We start from the raw sequence: 19,474 nt of genomic DNA on the forward strand, positions 1-19,474 counted from the left end.
ACGGATGAGGATCTTAGCGCAAAAAGCCGCCGCGGCTTTCTGTATCCTGGCCGCCTTGTGGGTGCTTTCGACGCGGGAAGCCGCCGCCCAGGCCGCCGACGCCTTGGCCAACGACAAGAACGGCACCAAGACTTCCTACATGGAAGACCTCGACCTGACCAAGAACGAGTTCCGCCACGAGACCAAGGCCGGAGCCATCTTCACCACCGGCAACACCGAGTCGATCAGCGCCACCGGCAATTCCTTCACCCTTTACCGGGTGAAGCGCTTCGAAAACAAATGGCGCCTCGGCTTCTACTTCAACAAAGTCGACTCGAACAACGCCAATCCGACCGCGACCGGCACCATCGCCAACTATATTTACGGCTTCTACCGGCTCGATTACTACTTCCTGCAGCGAACCACCTTCTTTGTGGGCGGCGGCGGTTACGTCGACGAGATCAAGGGCATCGACTTGGCGGCCAATGCCTTCGCCGGCATCAGCCACTATTGGCTGCGGACGCCGAAGTATTCCCTCAACACCGCGCTGGGCTACGATTACACCCACGAGGACCGGGTCTTCCCGGCGCCGAGCGTCGACATTCACGCCATCCTCTTCAGCATCAGCTACCAGCACCAATTCAAGGATTATCTCGGCTTCGCCCAGAACGTCATCGTCCTGGAGAACGGCGGCAACGGCCGCGACGTCCGGGTCAACAGCGACACCGAGCTGAAAGTCGATCTGACCAAGCATTTCGGCCTGGTCTTCGGCTTTCATCTGCGCTTCGACAATGAGCCGGTGCCGGGCTTCGAGAAGCTGGACACGATCAGCGACATCTCGCTGGCGATCACCTTCGGTGGCGATGTCGCGAAGCCTTGTCCCTGATCTTGTGCGGGATCCTTGCCGGGCGGGAGCCTGGGGGTGGAGCTTCCCTAAGTTCTGCCCGGTCGGGCTAGTCGGGGCAAAAAATCCGCTTCGCAATAAAACTTCGTGGCTTCCTTCGTCAGCCCCGAAGTTTTTTGCTCCGTCGGATTTTTTGACCCTCCTACGCCCGCCCTCCTGCAGGAAACTTAGGGAAGCTCCACCCCCAGGCTCCCTTCAATAAGGGATTGCTCCGCGGTGTAGCTTTTTGCCAAAGAGCCTTGCCAATGCTTTGATAACCCGATAGTTCCGACCTGAAGTTTCGCACGCCTTTGGCGCTCCGCCCGGTCGTTCGATAACATATTGAAATTATTAAATATTTAGGAGTATTCGATGCATTTCCCTCTTCCCCCGCACGGCGGCGAGCTGATCAACATCCAAGCCTCGGGAGCCGAGCGCGAAATAGGGTTGGCTAAGGCGGCCTCCCTTCCGCGCCTGACCTTGAACGACCGCGAGATGGCCGACATCGACATGATGGCCTGCGGCGCCCTCTCGCCCTTGAAGGGCTTCATGGGTCAGGCCGATTACGAGTCGGTGGTGGAGAAGATGCGCTTGGCCAACGGCTTGGTTTGGTCGATCCCGATCACGCTCAGCGTGAAGGAAGAGAATGCTCCCAAATACGATGTCGGCGCCGACGTCGCCCTTTACGCGCCGACCGGCGAGGTCCTGGCGATCCTCCACCTGAAGGAGAAATACAAATACAGCATGGAGAACGAGGCCGAGAAGGTCTACAAGACCAAGGAAGACAAGCATCCCGGCGTCGCCGCGGTCTATGCCCAGGGTCCGATCTACTTGGCCGGCCCGATCACCGTCCTCAATCGGGTGAAGTACGCGGACTTCAATGAGTACCGCAAGGATCCGGCCGATCTCCGCAAGATCTTCCAAGAGAAGAAATGGAAGACCATCGTCGGCTTCCAAACCCGCAACCCGATCCATCGGGCCCACGAGTACATCCAGAAATGCGCGCTCGAGATCGTCGACGGCCTCTTGGTTCACCCGCTGGTCGGCGCCACCAAGTCCGACGACGTGCCGGCTTCGGTGCGGATGCAATGCTACGAGGCCCTGCTCAAAAACTATTATCCCTTGGACCGGACTCATCTGGCGGTCTTTCCGGCGGCGATGCGCTATGCCGGCCCCCGCGAGGCCATCTTCCACGCCATCGCCCGCAAGAATTACGGCTGCACCCACTTCATCGTCGGCCGGGACCATGCCGGCGTCGGCAATTATTACGGCACCTACGAGGCCCAGGAGCTTTTCGACCGCTTCGAGATCGAGGAGCTGGGCATCATGCCGCTGAAGTTCGAGAATTCCTTCTGGTGCAAGCGCACCGGCGGCATGGCCACCGCCAAGACCAGCCCCAGCACGCCCGACGAGCAAATCTCTCTCTCCGGCACCAAGGTCCGGGAGATGCTCCGCGCCGGCCAGTTGCCGCCGCCGGAATTCTCCCGCCCCGAGGTCGCCAAGATCCTGATCGAGGCGATGAAGGGGCAGGGCTGAGGTCCGGGCGTCGATTTTCCAGCATTAAAAAGCCCCTCGCCGGTCGGCGAGGGGCTTTTTTTTACGATCTTATCCCCCCTTTGAAAAAGGGGGGAAGGGGGGATTTGAAAGCCCTAGCCAGGCAATGCGGTTCGATTCATTTTCCGGCGACCGCTTTAAATCCCCCTTAACCTCCTTAATCGTCGAAGGCGTCGAAGATGGCTCCGCAAGTTCCGCTGAGGATGACGCCGCGGTCGGCCGGGTCGCCCGATCCTTCGCCGCCGTATTCGACGACGATCGGATCCTGGCTGCCCGGCGCCGGGAGCCGGACCGTCGATTCCGAATGAAAGCGGCTGCCGTCGGCCAGCCAGGCCTTGGCTTGGGCATGGATCGCCTGGGGATCGTTGTGGATGCCGATGGCCGAACCCAGAACTTTCAAGCGTCCGCGGGAATCGCGGATCTTGAAATTATCGCGGGAAACGCCCTTGCCTTGGGCATTGGTCAGGACGATCGCATCGGCGAAGAAAGTCCCTTCCATTCGAGGATCCTCGCTGGTGATCGGGCCCTGCCCGGCGATCCGGACGACGTTGTAAGTCCCGTCCAGCCCTTGGCAGGTCGAGGGCACCACCGAAGTCGGGACGACTTCGGCTCGGGCGAAGACCGGGACGATTTGAAGATTTCCGGCCAGGGCCGGCGCGCCGATCAATGCCAAGCCCAGCGCACCGAGCCAGCCGATCGAAAGCTTTGTGAGTCTTGATGAGTTCATGAAATTACCTCCTTGGGCATTTTTTTTGAGATGTTCCTCGATCCAATCGTGAATGAAGGCGGTGTTGGTCTCGCCGCTCTTGTGCTCAATTTGCCCCCACGTATTCGTCCAGCCAGTCATGGATGAAGGCTGAAGTTTGGGGTCCGCTTTTTTGCAGGGGTAGGGCGTGGCCGGTATCGGGCGCGATATACACGTCCAGAACATCCGTCGTGTAGTAGGGCGCCTCGATATCCCGGACATTGGCTTCATTGCAGACCAGGCCGGTTTCGCCGCAGGCGGTCCCGTCAAACTCACCCAGGGCGATGAGGGTGGGGACCTGGATCGAGCGGGACGGAGCGGTCTCGGGCGGCGGCAGGAACACGTAGGGGATGCTTTCCACAATCAAGGGCGTCGAAATGAAGTCCTTGACCAGCTCGTCCACCAAAAGCACTGCTGGCTCGGTATTCGGCACGTGGTAGAACATGAGGTGCCGCTTGAATGGCGTGGTCGTGCTGTATCCGCAGTCGGGGACTAGGTCGGCGAACCTCGGAGCTTCGCAGGCCAGATCGAAATGGTAAAGGGTGACAAGGTCGATCCAGGCGGGCCGCGTGAAATGCAGCAGCCCGGTAAGGACAAAGGCGTCGATGTCCTCCGGGTGTTGATCCGCCAATAACCAGCCGTATTCGGTCGAGAAGGAACTCCCAAAATAGACAACCTTGGAAAAAGCATGACCGTTGGCGATCTCTCCGTTGCGGAGCTTGGTCACCACCTGATGAAGCGTGTCCACCGTGCTGTTGAGGTTTACCAGATGGCTGGGAGGAATCGTGCTTTTGCCGACTCCAATCCGGTCGATGTTGAAGGTGGCGTAACCGTCCTCCAGGGCGTCGCGTACGTGGGAATACTTCTCCGGTTTGTAGGGGAAGTCCCAGTAGTGGTGGTTAAAGGTGCTGCCGTGGACCAGAAACTGCACCGTCTCCGGCGCGGGGCCCTTCGGAAGGCAGAGTTCGCCGTAGAGGTAAGCGTCCTCCACACCGGCGACTGTCACCGGCACGTGCATCGCCCGGCATTTTCCGGGGCCGTTAGGCCACCAGCCGCTGGCCGAGGCCAGGCTCGGCGCCGCGGTGGCGATCAGCAGGCCGAGCAAGATTAGTCGCATTTTTCTGCGTGAGACCATATGTCCTCCTTTTCAATGGTTCGGCCATTGTCCGGCGCTTTCGGGTGCGGTGGCATCGTCCCAAAGGATGAATTTTAAGGTTGGTATCGATGGGGCTTTCTCTTAGAATCGGTGGTCACGAAAGCAGGTGGGGGCAATGCTGACGTCGACGAGCCAAGAAAAAATCTTGCACCAAATCTTCGTGGACTCTTGCGAGTCCGAAACGCTGGACGATTTCGGAGCCCAGGTCTTTCCCATGCTGGAAAAGCTGATCGGGACCAGCGCCTCGCTGCTCTATCGCTGCAACGAGAACCGGGCCGCCTTGCCGGTGGCCGGCTCGCTGGCCGAATCGGCGCGGGAGTACTACGAGCGCTACTATCCGGAGGATCCGACTCAAATCGAGCTGCGCCGGTGCAATTTGCCGGTGTTCCGCTCGCGTCAGCTTCCGGATTGGCGGGCCTATCTCAAATCCCCGATCTATCTCGATTTCCAGCGGCCGCGCCAAGTCCACGACTTTTTGCATTTTCGACTTTTGAAAGACCGGCACGAGGATCCGGGAATGGTCGGAATCCTTTTCGCTCGGTCTTCGCGCCAAGCTGATTTCGGTCCCCGGGAGGTCAAGCTGATGGCGACCCTGTTGCCGGCTTTGGGGGCGGTGGCCCGGCGCAGCGAGCGGGCCGCCGAGCGCCGTCGTCTTCAATCATGCTTCGACGCGATCTTGGCGCGGGACGGCCGGCCCGAGGTCGCGCTCGACCTGAGCGGGAGCTTGTTATGGGCTTCGCCCCGAGCCGAGGAGCTTTTGGAATTGGCCCGGGGCGGAATGAAGGCCCTGCCCGAAAGCTTGGTCCAGGCCTCACGCCGTTTGGCCGCCGCGCTTCGCAGGGGCGCCGCCAAGGAAATTCCGCCCACCGAGCTGATGCTCGCCCGAAAAGGAGCCGGACCGCTTCGAATCGACCTTCGCTTGGCGCGGACCGAAGCCAATCCTTTCGTCCTTGCCGAGATCGAGAGCCCCGAGGTGTCGCCGCGGCTGGAGGAAGTGGCCCGGCGCTTCGAGCTCACTGTCGCCGAAAAGGGAATTCTCGGTCTCGTCTCCTTGGGCCTCTCCGACCGCGAGATCGGCCGCCGGCTCTTCATCTCCCGGCCGACCGTCCGCAGCCATCTCGGCAAGATCTTGGATAAGATGGGCGTCCATTCTCGAGTTCAAGCGGCCTTACTCGCCCATGGAGTGAAGCCGGAGCTCGATTCGGCTGATTGATTTGGAAAATTTCGAAGGGAATTTTTTGCGGGCGAGCTTCCAATCGTTCCATTTTCCGGAATTCACCAAAAGGCCGTCCTCTAAACCATCGTCATTGCGAAGGATTTTTTCGGGCCCTGGCACCGCCGGCTGGTCGAGGGCTTGCATTAGCCCAGTCCATGGGTCGTCCACTAAGGCTTCAGGCGCCTCGCCTGCATTACTACCTCGTCAGTGAGTGCAATTCGCCGGAGTTTCGCTTCGAAACCGAGGAAGATTTTTCCATCTACCTCGATTTGCTGGCCCGAATTCGCAGCCGTCACGGCTTGCGGGTCTTTCACTACGTCCTGCTGCCGAACGCGGCCCATCTTTTCCTGAAGCCCGGCCCTCGAGCCCCCATCGCCCGAACCATGCAATGGCTGAATTGGCAGTACGCCCTGCTGCACAATCGGCGCAAAGGCAAGCGCGGACGCTTTTGGCTGCGGCGCTACCGGAGCGCCGCGGTGGAGCCGGGCGCCCCGGCCTTGGAGCTGATGGCCGAGATGGACCGGGCTCCGCTCCGCGAAGGCTTGGCCGATCGTCCCAGCGCCTGGAAGTGGAGCGCCCATTCGGCGCTGGCCCTGGGCGCCGACAATCCCTTGCTCGACCCGCATTCGGCTTATCTCGGCTTGGCCGAGGACTTGGAGGCGCGGCGACAAAATTATCGTTCATTGGTCTTAAGCGACGGGATCCCGATGGGAGCGGAGTCGCGGCCCGATCCCTACCGCCGCTTCATCGGCTCGGCGGCTTTCGGCCGGAAGATCACCGGTCGCCAAAAGAAAATGGCCTCCTAAAGCATTTCTTGCCAGGGGCGGATTCCTCTTTCATGATCCCCTTTCCGGGAAAAGGAAAAGGAGCCATTCATGCTGCGATTCGCCTCTTTGTTTTTGATCTTCTCTTTTCTCTTCGGCTGCGGGCCGGCCAAAGTGGAGCCGCAAAAGGCGGCGACTCCGGCGCCGGCCCCGACTCCCCGGGCCGAATCCCAGCCCACGGCCGGGATCGGCGACAGCTTGCCTTTTCCGCCCACGCCGTCGGGCTCGATCGCTCGGCGGACGATGCAGGAGTCGACCTACAGCCCGAACAAACCGGTCGACCATCTTCCGAAGGGCGCACCTAACGTCCTCATTATCATGCTGGACGACACCGGGCCGGCCTTGCCCGACACTTTCGGCGGCGACATCCATGCGCCGACCCTGACTCGGCTCCGCGACAGCGGCATCGCTTACAACCGCTTCCATAACACGGCGATGTGCTCGCCGACCCGGGCGGCCCTCTTGACCGGCCGCAATCATCACCGGGTCGGATCCGGCCAGATCGCCGAGTTCGCCAACGATTGGGACGGCTATTCCGGCCGCTTGCCGGCCACCGCGGCCTCGGTGGCCAAGGTCCTCGGCTATTACGGCTACGACACTTCGGCCTTCGGAAAATGGCACAACACGCCGGCCACCGATACCACCTCGGCCGGACCCTTTGAGCTTTGGCCGACCGGCCGCTTGGTGGGCTTCGATTATTTCTATGGCTTCCTCGCCGGCGAAAGCTCGCAGTGGGAGCCGGCGGTGGTCGAGAACACCAGCCGAATTCCGGCTCCCCACGGCGAGGGCTATCACTTCACCGTCGACATGACCGACAAGGCGGTGAAGTGGCTCCAGCAGCACCAGGCTTACCATCCCGACCGACCCTTCTTCATGTATTGGACGCCGGGGGCGGCCCATGGCCCCCATCACATCTTCAAGGAATGGGCCGACAAGTATAAAGGAAAGTTCGACGAGGGCTGGGACGCGATGCGCGAGCGGATCTTCGCCAAGCAGAAGGCGCTGGGCTGGATTCCGGCCGACGCTCAATTGACGCCTCGTCCCGCGACCTTGGCGGCTTGGAGCGACATCCCCGAGGACGAGAAGCCCTTTCAAAGACGCTTGATGGAAGTCTATGCCGGCTTCGTCGAGCATACCGACACCCAAGCCGGGCGTTTGATCGACACCTTGGAGAAGCTGGGACTTCGCGACAATACGTTGATCTTCTATGTCTGGGGCGACAATGGGTCGAGCGCCGAGGGCCAGCAAGGGACGATCAGCGAGCTTCTGGCCCAAAACGGCATTCCCACCGAGATCAAGGATCACATCCGGGTTTTGAACCAGCTCGGTGGCCTCGATGCCCTCGGCGGACCGAAAGTCGACAACATGTATCACGCCGGCTGGGCTTGGGCCGGCAGCACGCCCTTCCAAGCCACCAAGCTGGTGGCCTCCCATTTCGGCGGCACCCGCACGCCCTTGATCGTCTCGTGGCCGTCCAAGATCAAGCCCGATCCGGCGCCGCGCGGCCAGTTTCACCACGTCAACGATATCGTGCCGACGATTTATGAAGCCGTCGGAATCTCGGCTCCCAAACAGGTCGACGGGATCAGCCAGGACCCGATGGACGGCGTCAGCCTGGCCTACAGCTTCGCCGCCGCCGGCGAGCCCGGCCGAAAAAAGAGCCAGTATTTTGAAATCATGGGCAGCCGGGCGATCTATCAAGACGAATGGATCGCCTCGGTCTTCGGTCCGCGCACCCCCTGGCTGCCGGGAGTTCCGCCCGGTCTTGCCGAGTGGACGCCGGACAAGGACACTTGGGAGCTCTACGACCTTGCCAAGGACTTCTCCCAAGCCAGCGATCTGGCTTCCCAGAATTCGGAAAAACTGACCGAGCTTAAGCGGGCTTTCGATGAGACGGCACGGGACAATAAAGTCTACCCGATCGGCGGCGGGCTTTGGGACTTGATCCATCCTCAATTCAGCCCTCAAAACCCGGCGACTGAATTCCATTACAATCGCGACGTGACCGCCTTGCCCGAGTTCACCGCCCCCAAGCTGGGAGCCCGGTCCAATCGGATCCGGATGGAAGTCGAGCTGAAGCCCGGGGCATCGGGCGTCCTCTACGCCCTCGGCGCCTTTTCCGGCGGCTTGGCGCTGTGGGTGGACAAAGGCAAGCTGAGCTACGAATACAACCTTTTCGAGATCGCCCGCACCCGCCTCGACTCGACCAAGCCGCTTCCGGTCGGGAAGGTCACCCTCGAGGTCGAGACCCGCCTTGGTCCCAAGCCTCGGGACCCGGCCGAGGTCGTCGCCCGAATCAACGGCGAGGAATACCTGCGCGGGACCGTCCCAGTCACCGCGCCGTTTGCCTTCACCGCCAATGACGCCTTCGACGTCGGCATGGACAGCTACTCGCCGGTTTCGGAGGCCTACTATGACCGGGCGCCCTTCAAGTACGACGGCGAGATCGGCAAGGTCGACATCACCTATCGGCTGGCGCCCGCCGAATCGGCTGTCAGTCCGCAGTAGTATTCCGTCATCCCGAGCGAAGCGAGGGATCCCTGCGGAGGTTCTTGATGCCAAAAGCCTCCGCAGGGATTCCTCGTCGCTAAAGCTCCTCGGAATGACATTTTGAGCTAAAGATTTCGCAACCTTGCGACCTCGATTTCGATAAGCTTGAACGGCTCGGGCACGGATGTGTCTGGGCCGTTCTTATTTCGACCTATTCCCCGTGACAATTCAGGTTGCTTTTCATGGAATCGATACGAGGCGGCGCCGCGCACGGCGCCGTTTTGCCGCAAGATTTACCTGCGCTCTCGCCGGCCGAGCGGCGGGAGCTGAATTCGCTCCAGGCCGAGCGCGATGCCGAGCTTTTCTGGGACGGCTTGCTTCGCCTCGCGAGCCGGCTCGAAAGCCGCGACAAGCTCGAGGCCGCGGTCTCGCTCTACGGCATGGCTGTCGCCAAGGCGCCGGAGAGACTTCGCGCCAAGGCCCAGGCTCGGCTCGATGCGGTTGAGGGCCGGGGAGCGGTCGGCGCCCGAGTTGAATTTCATCTGAGCCGGCTGGCTCGCGATGCCTTCGATTACAAGATGATCCTGCCGATGATGGCCGGCAGCTCGGTCTACAGCTTGGCCAAAGGCGCGGCCTTGGGGCGCTTCGCGGCGGCTTCCCGCCCCTTGTGGTGGATGCGGGGCGCGCCGGGCCGGCTCAGCGCCGCCTCGCTGGGCTATTTCTCCGAAGTGCCGGCTTTCGCGCTCTCCTCGCGCTTCTTGCATGGCTTGGGCGGCGCGGCTCCAGCCGCTTCCTGGGGACAGGAATTTTCCAGCGCCGCCATCACCTTGGGCCTGCTCAAAAGCGGCGGAGCTTTGGCTCAATCGGGCTTGAGCCGCGCCTTGGGCCCAGCCGTGGCGCCGGGCCTGCGTTTCGCCACGGGCCAAGCCGCGATGTTCGCCGGCCTGTGGTCGGCCCACCGGATCGAGGAAAAGCTCGGCCTGCGCCAAGCCCGCGGGGGCGAGACCGCGGCGACTGACATTTTGTCCTCGATGCTGAGTCTCGGCCTGGGTTCCCAGCTCGGGAAGAGGCTCCTGGGGCCGGGCCACGCGCGGCGTTCGGCCGAGCTCGACTTTCGAATCCAAGACCGAGCCGCGACGCTCAATCGGCCTCGGTTTTTTCCGGAAAAGCCGGCGCCGGCCGGCTTCGCGCCGAGCCCGATGATGATGAGCGGGGAGGATGGACATTCCGGCGATCGGCCGGCGCCGCCGGCCGGCTCCTTGGTTCAAGTGAGCTCGAGCGAAATCCGGGTTCGCCGAGCTCTGCGGGCGGTGAAGAATGCCGGCGCCGGCTGGGGTCCCATCGCCGACCTGGCGGAAAAAATGGCGGTGGACATTCGCCAAGACCGCCGCTGGACCGGCGCCGGCCGGGCTCGCCAGCTCTCCAACCTCGCCGATATCTTGACCCGCTTCGGGCCGGAGCAAGGCAACCCCGAATTGGCTTGGGACGCTTTCACCCAGTTGGCCGAAGTCCAGGCGCTCAAGCTGACCGAATGGGAGTATCACAATCGGATCGTGCGGCTCGCGCGGGACGGCAAGCTCAGCTTCACGGCCAAACCGGCTGCGCCCATTGAGAAGCCGGGACTGCCGCCAAAAAGCGGCGACACCGGACACGCCCTGGTGTTTCGCACCTTGGATTTCTTCGCTCAACGGATGCCGGCCTGGCGGCAAATGGCCGAAAACTTCCATCGGGCTTATGGGGATTTAGCCGGCCGCGAGCTCTGGCAAGACCGGCTCATCGACTTGATGGAGCGTAGCTTGGAGATGGCCCAGCTCGGCGCCGAACTGACTCCGCCGCTGGCCCTAGGCTGGCTGAAGGCTTTCGAGCAGGCGACACGCGGTGAGCGGGTTTGGGAAAACTTCGAAGCCCTCGATCCACGATTGAAGATCGATTCGCCTCTTCCGGCCGCTTTGCCCGAAGAAGCGCCGCCGCCCCCGGCCAAGGCTTCCTCCTCGCGAGGGAAAATCACCTCCAGCCAAGTCGTGGCGGTTTCCAATCTCGATTCGGCGCTCCGCCTTTTCACCCTCGCCGGCAGCCCCAGCGGCGGCAGCCGGGATTTTCAAGTTCGCCTGATCTTGCCCAATCTCGACCAGGCGACTTGGAAGATCCGGGCCGATGCCCAAGGAAACCTGAGCCTCTTGGAGGAGGGGAGGGGCCAATGGCGCAGCCCCAACGGCAAGCAGGCTTATCTCGAAGTCGAAAAGGTGGCGGGCTTTTCGGCACGCTTCCGAGTCCGGTTCGGTTCCAAGAGCCTCTTGCTCGACCTCCAGAGCATCCAAGACCGCAGCGGAGCCTTGGCCCGCTTGGAGCTGGCTCCCAATCAACCGCAAGGGGAAAATGACATCACCGAGCACTTTTCCTCCCAGCCGCCGAAGCTCGAGCGGGTCAAGGTCGAGCACGCCGAGGTGATTTCCCACAGCTCGCTTCGCGGCGAATCCGGAATTCAGCTGCGCTACCAAATCTACCTTTCCAACGGCGATCTGCTGGAGCTGCTCGGTCAAACCAGCAATCGCAGCGGCCAGCTCGAGATCAAGCAGGCCGGGCTTCGGCGCTTCGGCGAGCCGGCCGACTCTGCGCGAGCGCTGGAAGTTTCCACCAGCCGAATTCGCTCCGGCCAATTCCGGATCTTGCTCGGCGACCCGGCCGGCTATCGCTTCGATTTCGAAATCCAGGTTCCGAAGGGCGGCAAGGAACGCTGGCGGCCGGAATGGACCCGGCTCGAGGTCTTGGATTCGCCGCCGCCGAATCATCTCCGTTGGAGCGAAGGCGCCAAATCGGCCATCCTCGACTCGGCTAAGGCCGAAGCCTCGATTCGAGGCCTGGCCGCCGATGCGCTCTACGGCGAGCTCCAGGCGGTCGAAGAGATGGGCCGGCTGGGCCGGGCTCACGACGCCGCCCTGTGGGAGCTGAAGGATCTTTTCGAGATGACTTGGGAGCCGGGGATCAAGGCCGAGGACTTCGGCGGCCTTGATTTGGTGCGGCTGCGCGAGAAAATCGGCGAAGCTTTCCGCGACTCGGCCCGGCAAAACCCGATGGCCAAGAAGGTCCTGGCCGAGCTTGAAGCTCAATTCGGCGTTGCGAGCTTGATCGAGGCCGCGCCGGCTTTGCCTTCGCTGCCTCCGCCACCCAGCCCGATGCCGGTTCCGGTCCAAGGGCCCGCTGCCGAAAAGCTCGCGCCGGCCGTTCCGGCGGCGCCCATCAAGCCGATGGCCCCCGCCCCGGTCGCCAAACCGGAGTCCAAGGCCAAGCCGGTCCCCAGCCCCCAAGAAGCCGTCGATGCGAAAATTCAAATCTTCCTGCGCCCCCAGGCCAAGAAAAGCTACCAGCTAAGCCTCACCAAAGACATTTCCAAGTTGATCGCACGGCTTAGCTCCGCCGAAGCTCAAGAGCTGGCTGAAAAATATTTGGCCCTTATGCCCGAGGCGATCCAGTCCAAGGATTGGTCTCGGATCCTTCCTTTGCTTCACGTCACCGAAAGCTTGGTCCCCTCGGTTCATCCGGAGGTCCGCTCCGAATTCGTCCTGCGGATCGGCGATTTGGCCGACCAACTCATGCGGCTGCCGGGAGCCTTCCAGCAGATGCTGGCTTTTAACTATTCCAGGACGATCCATTCCCAAGCCGCTCGCGACGGAATTTTCGAAAAGCGGCCCGGCGATTCGGATTTGCTGGCGGACTTACGGAAAAATCTGGAGCAGCTTCGCGGAATCCCGCATTGGGATTCCATCCGGGGCGGCCCGGGCCTGGCCCGAATTTACTCCCAGAGCCGGGAGCTCAAGGCCGAGGAAGCGGCATCGTTCCGAGTCGAATTGTGGAGCGCGCTGCAAATATATTATCTGGATGTCGTGACCCGGCTCAAATCCAATCCCGATCCCGAGGGGGCCCGCCGGATGCTCACGACGATCTCGGTATTGTTCCGTTCTTTGCTGGGTGCCTCCAGCCATCTGGGACCCGAGGCCCGCGAGGTTTTCTTCGATAAAGTTGGGCTTTGGCGCCGCGAAAAGCTCTACCGTTTTCAACCATTTCCCGGACGCTTCCGGGAAATCTTGGAGCTGGAGGCGGAAGTTCCCCTCTTGACATCGCCGGCCTTGGACTCATCTCAAAAACAGCCGAAAAAAAACTAGGCTTTATCAAATGAGGAGGATTTTATGACTCGATTGCAATTATACCGCCATCGAAACCGCAGCCCTTTATCCGACATTTGGAACCTGCCCGAGGAGGTCAACCGATTGTTCTGGGGCTTGAGCCGAGCCACCCCCGAAGAGGACGAAGCCGCGGCCGAATGGGCCCCGGCGGTCGACGTCTACGAGGACAATGAGGCCCTCCGGCTCCACGCCGAGCTTCCGGGCCTGAAAAAGGAAGACGTCAAGATCAACGTTCGCGAAGGCGTGCTCACCCTGCGCGGCGAGCGCAAATTCGAGAATGAGGAGAAGAAGGATAACTTCTACCGGGTGGAGCGGAACTACGGCAGCTTTCTGCGCTCTTTCACCCTGCCCAACACCGTCGACACCGAGAAGATCCGGGCGACGATGAAGGACGGCATCCTTGAGCTGGTCATCCCGAAGAAACCGGAGGCCAAGCCCAAAGAGATCCAGGTCGAAGTGCAAAATAGCTGATTTTTCCGATGCGTCATCCGACGGAGCGGGGCAACCGGGAGTTTGCCCCGCTTTTTTTTGCTGTGCTATCGACGTCCCCGATGATTTCCCCCTTTGAAAAAAACCGAACCCCATTAGTTTTGCAAGGGCTTTCAAATCCCCCCTTGCCCCCCTTTTTCAAAGGGGGGAGATTTAGCATCGACGTGATAGAATGAAGTCATGAAACTCGCGCTCCGCCTTCTCCTCCCGCTCCTGCTGGCTTTCCTTGGAAGCCCGGCCCGGGCCTTCCTGGCTTCGGCCGATCCGGACAATTTTTTTCTGCTTCTCGAAAGCGCGCCGATCGTCGCCGCCGCCAAATGGGCTTCGACCGAGGCGCCGGCGCCGAACCGGCCCTTTTACCTGCATGAGCTGAAGAAAATCTCGCCGCTCCGTGGAGAATTTTCGGGCGACCGCTTCAAGGTCGCCGAGGAAGTCCTGGTTCCGGGGCAGAAACCGGCCTTCGGCGGGAAGGAAGAGGTTTTGGTGCTGCTGGCGCCGGTTCCCGACTTCACCGCTTACCGCGAATTCCGCTCCCGGGGCTACGTTTGGCGGAGCTTCGGCGGCAAGCGCGGCGTTTGGCCGGCGGCGGCGATTCCCACGGCTCAGGCTTATTTGGCGGCCGCCGGGGCCGAGCGAAATGCCGTCCTCTTGAAGCTCCTCTCCGATGCCGCCAATCCCATGCGGCGCGAAGCGGTCCTGCTCTTGGCTCGGCGGGGGCCGCTGCCGCTCACCGGCGAGGAAGCCCAGAGCCTGACCGCGCTGGCTCAAGGCGCCGATGCTCCATTGGCCGCCGCGGCGGTGGGAATTATGGAGAAGGCCAACAACGCCGCCTCGAGCCAAGCTCTGCTCAAGCTGGCCGCCGGTCCCAGCTCGCCGGCGAAGTGGGAAGCCATTCGGGCCTTGGAACGGAAGGGCCAGCCCCGTCCCGTGTCCGCCTTGGCCGAAGATTACCGGGGCGCCGACGCTCGGGGCCAAGCCCAGGCCCTATCGCTGATCGCCGCCAAGCGGGACGCCGAAGCCGCCGCCTTCTTCTCCGACCTCCTGGCCGGCAGCTCGGCTTTCGAAGCCAAGCGTGAAGCCATCCAAAAAATGGCGGAGAAGAAGACGCCGGCCTACGAGCGGCTCCTGATCGGGCAGATCGGCGGAGCCGAGGAGTCGATCCAAGCCGAGGCGATCCTCGCCTTGGGCCGAATGGGCAGCACCGAAGCCGTTCCCAGGATTTTGCCCTTGCTCGACAGTTCCTCGGAAAAATTACGCGGCGCAGCATTTTTCATGCTCATGGACAGCCCCGATCCTCGGGCCCAAGCCCTGATGAGCCAGCGCTATGAGCGGGACCACCACGGCGGATGGAACAAAAACCCACATTTCCACAACATAGCGGAGCCAAAGCCGATATATTAATGGTAGGGGTTTGGTGCAGGAGTCGTGGCGGTATGTTCGGGAAAATCGCTAAATCGCTGAAGTTTTTCGCAGTGGCCGGGCTTTGTTCGCTGGCGGCCTGCGGGGGTGGCTCCGAGGGCGGCTTCAACATCGAGCCCGGCGTTTTCGGCCCCAACGTCAGCGGCACGCCCGACAGCTTTCGCGGCGCCGGCATCGTCAACGACGAGAAGTTCCTGATCGGCGGCCCGCTGGCCCAAGGCCAGAACGGCGACGTCCTTCTCCAGAACGACAAGATCCGCGTCATCTTGCAAAAGCCGACTCGCAACACCGGCGTGGGCCTCTTCGGCGGCAACATCCTGGACGCCGACCGTTTTCGTCCCGAGGCCGAGCCGGGCCAGGATCAATTCGGCACGATTTTCCCGCTGGTCAACCTTTCCTGGACCGTCAACTACCAGCGGCTCGAGATCGTCAACGCCGACTTCGGCGGCGGCCCGGTGGTGGTTCGGGCCACCGGCGTGCTCGACGTCTATGACTACATTCAGACCAATATCATCGTTCCCTTCGCCAAGACCGTGGTCGGCGTCGACCTCGGTTTCGCAACCCGCTTCGACGACATCTACAACCCGTTCAAGAACGTCCCCGAGCTGCGCGGCCTGAATCCGGTCGTCGTGACCGAATACAGCCTCAAGCCCGACGCCGATTACGTCATCATCGAGACTCGTTTCCAAAACGACGGCGAAGTGCCGGTGAAGATGCCGGTCGGCGACTGGGTGAACGGCTCCGGCACCCTCGAGCCCTTCGTGCCCAAGAAGGGCTTCGTCAAGACGCCGCAAGTCGAGCCGGCCGCCGCCCTCATCTATCAGGGCATGCAGGACGATGTCGGCGTGAGCTACGGCTACTTCTACAATCCGGTCCAGTTCCTCAAGGAGGACGGCACGATCAACACCTCGACCTCGTTGACCGTCTCCGGCGTCACGCCGATGGTCTTGGGCGAGGCTCTCTTGGATGTCCTGCCGATCGGCGGCGGCGAGCCCAAGATCAAGTTCGAAGTTCAGCCCGGCACCCGCACCATCACCCGTTATTTCGCGGTGGGGAAGGGCGACGTCGCCAGCGTCATCGATGCCGGTTACAGCGCTCTGGGCGTGGCCAAGCTGCGGCTGAGCGGGCGAGTCGTCGATTCCAACGGCCAGCCGGTGGCCAAGGCCCGGGTCGTGGTGCTCGACACCGGCGACGAGAGTCCGGCGACTCATCTCCCGGCCACCGTCGCGATGTCGGCGGCCGACGGCAGCTTCACGGCCGACCTCTCCAGCGGCAACGACGTCAAGGACAAGGTTTTCGGCAGCGGGACTTACACCCTTCAGGTTTACAAGGAAGGCTACGTCTTCGCCGGCGGTCCCAAGGCCGGCAAGTGCAGCGGCGGCAGCGTCGACACCGCGGCCAAGACGATCACCGGCGTCGAATGCACGCTGGGCCAAAGCGGCAGCGTCACCGTCACCGCCAGCGATAGCGGCTCGCCGATCCCGGCCCGAGTTACGGTCGTCGGCTTCGAGCCCAGCCCGATTCATGCCATGCCGCTGCCGGCTTCGGGCGTGAACGGTGTCTACGGCGACGTCAATTTGGAAGAGCGGCCTTACGGCATCGTCGACCTGCTCTACATCGACCCCGCCGGCAATCTCGCACCGGCCGGGCATCACCGGGTGATGGGCGGCAACCAATTTCGTTTGGAGCCCGGTGAGTACGAGATCTACGTCACCCGGGGGCCGGAATACTCGGTCTTTCACCAGCGGGTGACCGTTCCGGCCGGCGGCAACGTCGACGTCAACGCCGAGCTGAGCAAGGTCGTCGACACCTCGGGCTACGTCGCGGCCGACTTCCACCTGCACGGCATCAAGAGCGCCGACTCGGCTTGGGGCTTGGAGTCGCGGGTCCGGGCTTCGCTGGCCGAAGGCATGGATATCTTGGTTTCCTCGGACCACGACTACGTCACCGATTACGGTCCGGTCATCGAGAAGCTCGGTTATTCCGGGATGGTGACCTCAATGGTCGGCGACGAGCTCACGGCCTTGGCCTTCGGCCACTTTGGGGTTTTCCCCTTGACCCCCGATCCCAGCTCGACGACCGGCGGGGCTTACGATTACACCTATGTCGCGTCCAACGACGACCTGCCGACTTCGGATCATGACATGGTCCAGACCATGGATCAGATCGTTCAAGGCGTTGACGAGGCCAATCCCGGCACTCAGGTCATCACGATCAACCACATCCTCGATAAGGCCACCGGCAATTTCTCGATCATCGGCCTAGTGACCACCACCGCCTTCGACGAGGTCGAGCCGCTTTCGAGCTATGCCGATCCGGTCAATTTCCGGATGACGGCCAACACCAACGAGGGCGGCGGCTTCCAAGGGCCTTTTCCCTTGGGCACCAGCGGGCTCTTCACCAAGAATTTCACCGCGCTGGAGCTGACCATCGGCGCCTATCCCGACACCCTCGATCATTTGATGCAGACCGCGCTGCCGGTCTACTTCAACATGCTCAACCTGGGCTTGCTCGCGACCGCGACCACCAATAGCGACAGTCACACCCAAGTCCGCGAGCCGATGGGAACGCCCCGCAACTACGTTCTGTCTTCGACCGATCCCCGCGACGGTGTCGGCTCTTCCTACCAAGCCATCGACAAGGAGGAGATCGCGGTCAACGTCAACGCCCATCGCAGCGTGGCAAGCAACGGCATCTTCGTCAAGGCCAAGGTTCATTCGGCCGAGAACCCCGGCGGTGTCAGCGTCGGCGGCACGATCGCCGGCGGCAACGTCACCCTCGAGCTCGAGATCCAGAGCAATGAATTCTTCGACTGGGACCGGGTCGACATCTTCGCCAACACCGTGCCGGTTCCGGCCAAGGACGCCGAAGGAAAGTTGGTGCCCGAGCTGACCGATCTTTCGGCCAAGGATTACCACGCCAACAGCCGCGACCACACCCAGATGTATATGATGACGCCGCTCTTCCAGTTCGCCCGCGGCGGCGGCGGCGACGCCGCGCTCAATCAAACCGTCAGCGGCGGCGCCCGCAAGGCGACGCTCTCGCGCAGCTTCAATTTCAGCGAGGACACTTGGATCGTCGTGGTGGTCCGGGGCTCCAATGGCGTGCGCTCGCTCTTTCCCTACGTGACGAAGGGGGCCGATCCGACCGTGGAGCAAGCCACTTTCCTCGATACCCTGGACAACAACCCGGTGGCGATCGGCGGCATTCGTCCCTTCGCCTTCACCAACCCCATCTTCGTCGACGTCGACGGCAACGGCTTCCAGGCCAAGTTCATCCGCGACGGCCAGTCGCCTTTGGCTGAATAAAATCGGCCAAGCGTCATTCCTTTGACAGGGCTTCCTTTCCTTCTCAGAATGAAATGAGCCGTTTTAAAAATTTCCTTTAAAAATTCGGAAAATTTTGTGGCATCATCCTTGCTATCGAAGGGAGTACGGGGGCACTCCACCTCGGTTCAAACAAAAATAAGGAGAGTCCAATGACAGCTGCATCGGCTTTGGCTAAGGCAGGGCGCTTCGCGGCCCTGGCCCTATTGATGGCAATTTCAGTGGCTTGCGGGAGCGGCAACGGCAACGAACCCGATCCGAGTCCCTCTCCGACCCCCAGCCCTTCGGTCTTGGCGGCCGGCGACTATTTCGTGAGCGGCTTCGTGGCGACCAACGACGCCGACGCCGGCGACTTCGTCGAAGGCTCGGCGATCGGCCTCAGCATCTATTTCGTGCTTAACGCCGACGGCAGCCTCAGCGGCGCCGGTCAGACGCCAAGCGAGCCGCCGGCCGCCTCGCCCTTCACCGGGACTTGGGAGCAGGACGGCAACAATCTGAGCCTCATCTTCGCCGACGGCGACGGCAATGTCCGGACCATCACCGGAACCTTGAGCGAATCGGCCGAAGGCGAGGTTTCCTTCCAGGGCAGCCAAAGCAGCGGGGCCCCATTAATTTTGGGCGACGAGTCGGCGACTTACAGCATCACCGAATTCGAAATGCAGAAATACGAGCAGGCCATCACCGGCGCCGACTTGACCGGCGAGTGGAACGCGGTCCTGGGGACGGCTTTCAGCAATGAAGATTTTTTCCTCGCCGAAAGCCTGCTGCAGAACGGCGCGGCCCTGCGTGTCGTCTTCACCCAGGAAGGCGTTTTGCAGGTCTTCAACACTTTTGAAGGCGGCGGCGAGGACAACTTCGAGGCTTCCTACACGCTCGACGACAATTTTCATTTGACCCTCACCGTCGAGGACGAGCCCCAAACCATCGTTTTCAGCCTGATCGACGGGGTCTTGGTGATTTATATTTACGATTCCAGCCGGGATTTCGACAACGACTCGGTGTCGACGGACATCCCCGCGACCCTCGTCTACACGCTGGAACAGACTTAGGATTTCGCCGGCAACGGCAGGATCTCCAAACCCCGCCTCGGCCCGAGGCGGGGTTTCTTGAGTTTGGGGGCGGGTCGCCGAAAATTTGACTTTAGCAACTGCGGCGCGAGGCCTTACGATAAGCTTGAACAGGAAATAGGGGCCACGGTTGGGCACACCGTGT

Annotated in this window: 12 protein-coding genes; 10 read left to right on the top strand and 2 right to left on the bottom strand. The window is 61.9% G+C overall.

Features of this window, described 5'->3' with window-relative positions; translation table 11 throughout:
- Window positions 1-4: 4 nt before the first annotated feature.
- Both VJR29_12300 and sat read left to right on the top strand, forming a co-directional pair.
- On the top strand, window positions 5-865 hold the full coding sequence (locus VJR29_12300) for a DUF481 domain-containing protein (GenBank protein HKY64187.1): 861 nt from the start codon (window positions 5-7) through the stop codon (window positions 863-865).
- A 369-nt stretch (window positions 866-1,234) separates the two neighbouring features.
- On the top strand, window positions 1,235-2,398 hold the full coding sequence (sat, locus tag VJR29_12305) for a sulfate adenylyltransferase (GenBank protein HKY64188.1): 1,164 nt from the start codon (window positions 1,235-1,237) through the stop codon (window positions 2,396-2,398).
- A gap of 175 nt (window positions 2,399-2,573) precedes the next feature.
- Here the strand turns inward: sat and VJR29_12310 are convergent, their stop codons facing one another.
- Both VJR29_12310 and VJR29_12315 read right to left on the bottom strand, forming a co-directional pair.
- Window positions 2,574-3,143 carry a hypothetical protein gene (locus tag VJR29_12310; protein HKY64189.1) on the bottom strand — a complete coding sequence of 190 codons (570 nt, stop codon included), beginning with the start codon at window positions 3,141-3,143 and terminating at the stop codon, window positions 2,574-2,576.
- An 85-nt stretch (window positions 3,144-3,228) separates the two neighbouring features.
- A complete protein-coding gene (locus VJR29_12315) occupies window positions 3,229-4,266 on the bottom strand; it encodes an alpha/beta hydrolase (protein HKY64190.1) in 1,038 nt (345 codons plus the stop codon).
- 166 nt (window positions 4,267-4,432) lie between these two features.
- On the opposite strand from VJR29_12315, the gene VJR29_12320 reads away from it, so the two are divergent.
- From VJR29_12320 to VJR29_12355, 8 genes are all read left to right on the top strand, one after another.
- Window positions 4,433-5,530, top strand: a complete 1,098-nt coding sequence (locus VJR29_12320; protein HKY64191.1) for a helix-turn-helix transcriptional regulator — start codon at window positions 4,433-4,435, stop codon at window positions 5,528-5,530.
- A 158-nt stretch (window positions 5,531-5,688) separates the two neighbouring features.
- Window positions 5,689-6,339: a transposase gene (locus VJR29_12325; GenBank protein HKY64192.1), complete on the top strand. Its 651-nt coding sequence runs from the start codon at window positions 5,689-5,691 to the stop codon at window positions 6,337-6,339.
- Between the two features lie 261 nt (window positions 6,340-6,600).
- Window positions 6,601-8,865, top strand: a complete 2,265-nt coding sequence (locus VJR29_12330) for an arylsulfatase (protein HKY64193.1) — start codon at window positions 6,601-6,603, stop codon at window positions 8,863-8,865.
- A gap of 224 nt (window positions 8,866-9,089) precedes the next feature.
- Entirely contained in the window at window positions 9,090-13,007 is a 3,918-nt protein-coding gene (locus VJR29_12335; protein HKY64194.1) for a hypothetical protein, read from the top strand.
- Between the two features lie 24 nt (window positions 13,008-13,031).
- On the top strand, window positions 13,032-13,499 hold the full coding sequence (locus VJR29_12340) for an Hsp20/alpha crystallin family protein (GenBank protein HKY64195.1): 468 nt from the start codon (window positions 13,032-13,034) through the stop codon (window positions 13,497-13,499).
- Between the two features lie 198 nt (window positions 13,500-13,697).
- Entirely contained in the window at window positions 13,698-14,918 is a 1,221-nt protein-coding gene (locus VJR29_12345) for a HEAT repeat domain-containing protein (GenBank protein ID HKY64196.1), read from the top strand.
- A 32-nt stretch (window positions 14,919-14,950) separates the two neighbouring features.
- Window positions 14,951-18,244, top strand: a complete 3,294-nt coding sequence (locus VJR29_12350) for a hypothetical protein (GenBank protein HKY64197.1) — start codon at window positions 14,951-14,953, stop codon at window positions 18,242-18,244.
- Between the two features lie 170 nt (window positions 18,245-18,414).
- Window positions 18,415-19,311: a hypothetical protein gene (locus tag VJR29_12355; GenBank protein ID HKY64198.1), complete on the top strand. Its 897-nt coding sequence runs from the start codon at window positions 18,415-18,417 to the stop codon at window positions 19,309-19,311.
- Window positions 19,312-19,474: the final 163 nt, after the last annotated feature.

This window comes from bacterium, assembly GCA_035281585.1.
Lineage (GTDB): Bacteria > UBA10199 > UBA10199 > DSSB01 > DSSB01 > DATEDP01.